We start from the raw sequence: 3,995 nt of genomic DNA on the forward strand, positions 1-3,995 counted from the left end.
CCGACGGCGACTCCTTCGATAACTACTACAAGGACGTCTCCCGCCGCATGAAGGTACGTGAGCTGGACCTGCTCATCGTCGTCAACATGTTCCTCACCGGCTTCGACTCCAAGACCGTCAACACCCTCTGGGTCGACAAGAACCTGAAGATGCACGGCCTGGTGCAGGCATACAGCCGCACCAACCGAATCCTCAACTCGCTCAAGCCCTCCGGCAACATCGTGTGCTTCCGCGACCTCGAACAGGCAACCAAGGACGCCTTCACCCTCTTCGGCGACACCGAAAATAGCAGCGGCCAGTCCGCCCTCGACATCGCGTTCACCCGATCCTACAAGGAAGCCTACGCCGCATACGACAAGGCCGTATCTGAACTGCGCGAAGAATTCCCCATCGACGAGGGCGGCTCCATCACCGTGGACACCACCGAAGACAAGGCCCGCTACATCGAGCTCATGAACCAGGTGCTTAAACTGCAGCAGGAACTGCGCGTGCACGACGAGTTCATCCGCGACGGCGGCAACGAACTCATCAGCGACTATGACATGCAGGGCTACACCGGTGTCTACAACGACATCTACGAAGAAGCCCGCGAACTGCGCCGTGAACAGGAAGAAGCGAAGGACAGCGCCGACAGCGAAACCGGCGAAGGCGAAGAAAAGCCGACCGCAGTTGACCTGTTTGATCGCGTATCCTTCCTGACCGAACTGGTCAGGCAGCAGGAAGTCGGTGTGCTCTATATCCTGGAGCTCGTCAAGGCAGCCCGCGCCGCACGCCACGGCAAGGCGGCAGGGGAGAGCGGCACCTCCGAAACCGCGCAGGACAGCGTGGAGCACTTCCGCGACCGCGTGCGCCTCGCAATTCGTAACGACGCCGACCTGCGCGAAAGCGGCGATATCATCGAGGACTACTTCGACACCTACCTGAACGAGTCCGAAGACCACGACGTGCAGGAGCACTTCCACCACTACGTGACCGACCGCCGCACCCGCGAAGAGGACACCATCGTCAAGGACGAAGAGCTGGACTCCGCAGAGACCCAGCGCGTCGTCAACCGTGCGCTCAAGGAGAACCGCCGCACCATCCCCGGCAAGATCAGCCGCCTGGTCAAGGGCAAGATTTCGCTCTTCGGCGGCAAGCTCGGCGGCGCGAAGACCGAGGACGCAGCAACCAAGGCGAAGCGCGTGAAGCAGAAGCTAGAGAAGCACATCGTCCGCTTCATGCCGTTCCTTGGTGGAGAATAACCCTCGGAAACTAACGCACGGTTATGTACTGTAACCCGCGCTAGTTTGCGGTAATCCGCCCAGAAGCCACATGTGTTTCGAGAAGCCACTTCTTTGGTGGCTTCTCGAAACACATGTGGCTTCTTGCCGTTAAGCGGGGGAAGGGGTGGACAGCATCAACCCGGATCTACGCTACTGATTAGCCCCTCTGCACAGCGCCGATTTCGACCATAGGTTAGTGACTTTGGTGGGGGGGTAAAACCCCAGCCTGAAGTCACTAACCCATGGTCGAAGTCCGTAACCCATGACTGAATTTCCCGCCCGGTGTATGGGAGGCGGGGCAACGGCACACAGGAGGCAAGCCCGTCCGCACCTAATCTTCCGTGCGGCGGGGGAGTTTGGCGGGGGAGCGCGTCTCCAGAAAACCCCTCGCCGCACAATATTTTTTGCGTATTTTCTCCGGCGTGGGCGGTGCAGCCCCTTATCTTGTCAGGGGCGCCCCGTACCTTGGTGGTAGAGAACAACGACGCGTTCTCATTCCTCCATCGAACGACCAAAGGAGAAACCCATGTACACGGATGGCTACTACAGCGATGAAGACTTCCGCACCTTCTGCTCCGGTCAGGACGCCGCCAGTATTGACGACTTCTTTACCGACAACGGCGAATACCTCATGGAACACCTGCCCGAAGTCACCGACCGCGAGTTCCTCGCCGGCCTCCGCTACGGTAACCGCTGCGATGCTCTCTGCCAGAGCGGATACGCCTTCGACGAGGCGGAAGATGCCCTCCGCGACATGTATGCGCTCGCCGTGTAGCCCGCCCGCCCACCTGTCACAGATGGGGATCCGGTCATGAGTTGCGGATTTGTGCCATAGGTTAGCGTCTTTGGTCGTAGTTAAAAACCATGGTCGAAGACACTAAACCATGGCACAAATTCTGCAGGGGCAGAGCCTCCGTGAGTGTAGGTTTATTTGATGCATAAAGCATTGATGTGTCCGAATAATGACGTTCAGATACTATTGCACTCAAAGCAACGCAAATAGACACAAAGATGCGGTAGGGTGGTAACTGTAGTGTTCCATAGCGCACTGATGCGTTTGTTGGGTGCGCTACGGCGCTGTTTTCCTTCCGGTGGTCAGCTTGACCTGCGAATAACGGCCTGACATGCACATATATCACACCGTCACCGATGATAGGAGCGTATCTTCTATGGATTCGACCATCTTTAATCGCCGTACCCTGTTGGGCAGCGGCGCACTTGTGGGCCTGGGTGCCCTGCTTGCGGCGTGCGGCCAGCAGGCAAATAACGAGGCGGCAGCCACCGCCTCCGCCGCGCCGAGCGAGACTGCTTCGGCTTCAGCCACGGCGTCTGAGTCGCCCTCGGCAAGCGCTACTCCGTCTACTGTCCGAGGCTACTCGGGCGGCTCCAAGGCGCCGGATGGTGAGTACCGCCCTGCTGATTCGAAGGGACCCGCCCAGAACGTGCCTAAGCCTCCGGCTCCCGAAGAGGGTTACCGCGAGAAGTCGATTTCCGGCTTGGAGAAGACGATTCGCGCTTGGATTTTGAATGAAAATTACTCAATTCAAACTGGAGACTATACGGAAACCCTTAAATTTGTGAGCCCTTCTTTCAAGGAAGAGATTGATTTCAGCAAGAAGATTTCATCTCTTTATGAGAAAGGTGGTTGGGTTATTGCTGGTACTCATAACTTTGTAGCGAATGGTGCGCCCTGGTCTGAGGACGGGGAGACCTATATTTGGCGTGCGTACCGGCAGTGGACTTACGCAATGTATGTTGAGCCTGACGGCAGCTGGGAGAGCTTCGAGAATGGGGATGATGTCAATAATATGTGGGACATCAAGTTGCGTTATACGGGTGATCGTTGGCTTGTTGAGTCAACAACGGTAGTCGAAGGTTAAATATCTGCCATGAAGATTCTCGCCAAATATACTATTGCAGCATTATTTATATCATTTGCTGGTTACACTGCCGCGTCTGGAGTAGAAGGAGAATTCAGCTCGTATTCAGAGTGTGTTAGCAATAACCCAAATTCAGCGCAGGTATGTGGAACTATTTTTAACAATCCAGAGCCCAAACCTACTTCTAAATCCAATAGATACGATGCTGGTCGCAATCAGTCCGGTGGAGATACTGTACGAGATACAAAAAATTCTGAAGCTGCAGAAAAAGCAAAAACCCAAGTCCATGAATGGGAAAAGAGCCACAACCCCAATGGTTTTGACGTCTACTCTTCTAAAAATACCCCTGGTGTCCTTTACTGCGTAACCCCGGGAGGAAAGGTTGGTATCTATAAACACACCAACCTCAGCCCGGAAACTGATGCAGGATTCATGGACCGCGGTCGCCCAGCAATGGGACTGAAGAGCCCCACCAGTGCTAACTGCATCCCCTCAGACATCAAGGCTGTTCAGGACACTAAATCCAAGGCAAACGACGGCCCCACCTGGGAACAAATGATGGCGCAAATCATTGAAGCCGCCCAATCCCTAGAGCCCGGCAAGCCGACCCTCCACCAGTCCTACAACAACCCCGCAGGAACCGGTCGAGCAGAAGGCGATCCCAACGTCTACAAGGGCGACCAGATCAATTTCTACGTCGATGACGGAGGCCCCTACCGCCTCGAAGCAGACGTGCTCGCCGGACACGTCGAAATTGAACTCATGCCCTCCTCGTACTTCATCGAGTACGGCAATGGTGATACAGACACCAACTACACCGCGGGCAAACCGGTCACCACCTACCCTCGTGAGC

The 3,995-nt window shown here is 55.9% G+C and carries 2 protein-coding genes and 2 pseudogenes; all 4 read left to right on the top strand.

The genetic code is table 11. The features are described 5' to 3' along the window. Positions 1-1,241 (top strand): annotated as a pseudogene (locus HMPREF2942_RS01955) (type I restriction endonuclease subunit R); the annotation flags it as partial. A gap of 547 nt (positions 1,242-1,788) precedes the next feature. Further along, positions 1,789-2,037: a hypothetical protein gene (locus tag HMPREF2942_RS01960; RefSeq protein ID WP_070688161.1), complete on the top strand. Its 249-nt coding sequence runs from the start codon at positions 1,789-1,791 to the stop codon at positions 2,035-2,037. A 394-nt stretch (positions 2,038-2,431) separates the two neighbouring features. Then, the gene (locus tag HMPREF2942_RS01965) at positions 2,432-3,142 is read left to right on the top strand and encodes a DUF6318 family protein (RefSeq protein ID WP_049356855.1); all 711 of its coding nucleotides are present in this window, start codon (positions 2,432-2,434) and stop codon (positions 3,140-3,142) included. 432 nt (positions 3,143-3,574) lie between these two features. Continuing rightward, positions 3,575-3,995: pseudogene (locus HMPREF2942_RS09480) on the top strand (peptide ABC transporter ATPase); the annotation flags it as partial.

This window comes from Rothia sp. HMSC071C12 (genome assembly GCF_001813895.1).
GTDB classification, from domain to species: Bacteria; Actinomycetota; Actinomycetes; order Actinomycetales; family Micrococcaceae; genus Rothia; species Rothia mucilaginosa.

Excerpts from the sequence above, each read along its gene's own strand:
- HMPREF2942_RS01960 (WP_070688161.1), top strand. The coding sequence starts at position 1,789 with ATGTACACGGATGGCTACTACAGCGATGAAGACTTCCGCACCTTCTGC.
- HMPREF2942_RS01965 (WP_049356855.1), top strand. The coding sequence starts at position 2,432 with ATGGATTCGACCATCTTTAATCGCCGTACCCTGTTGGGCAGCGGCGCA.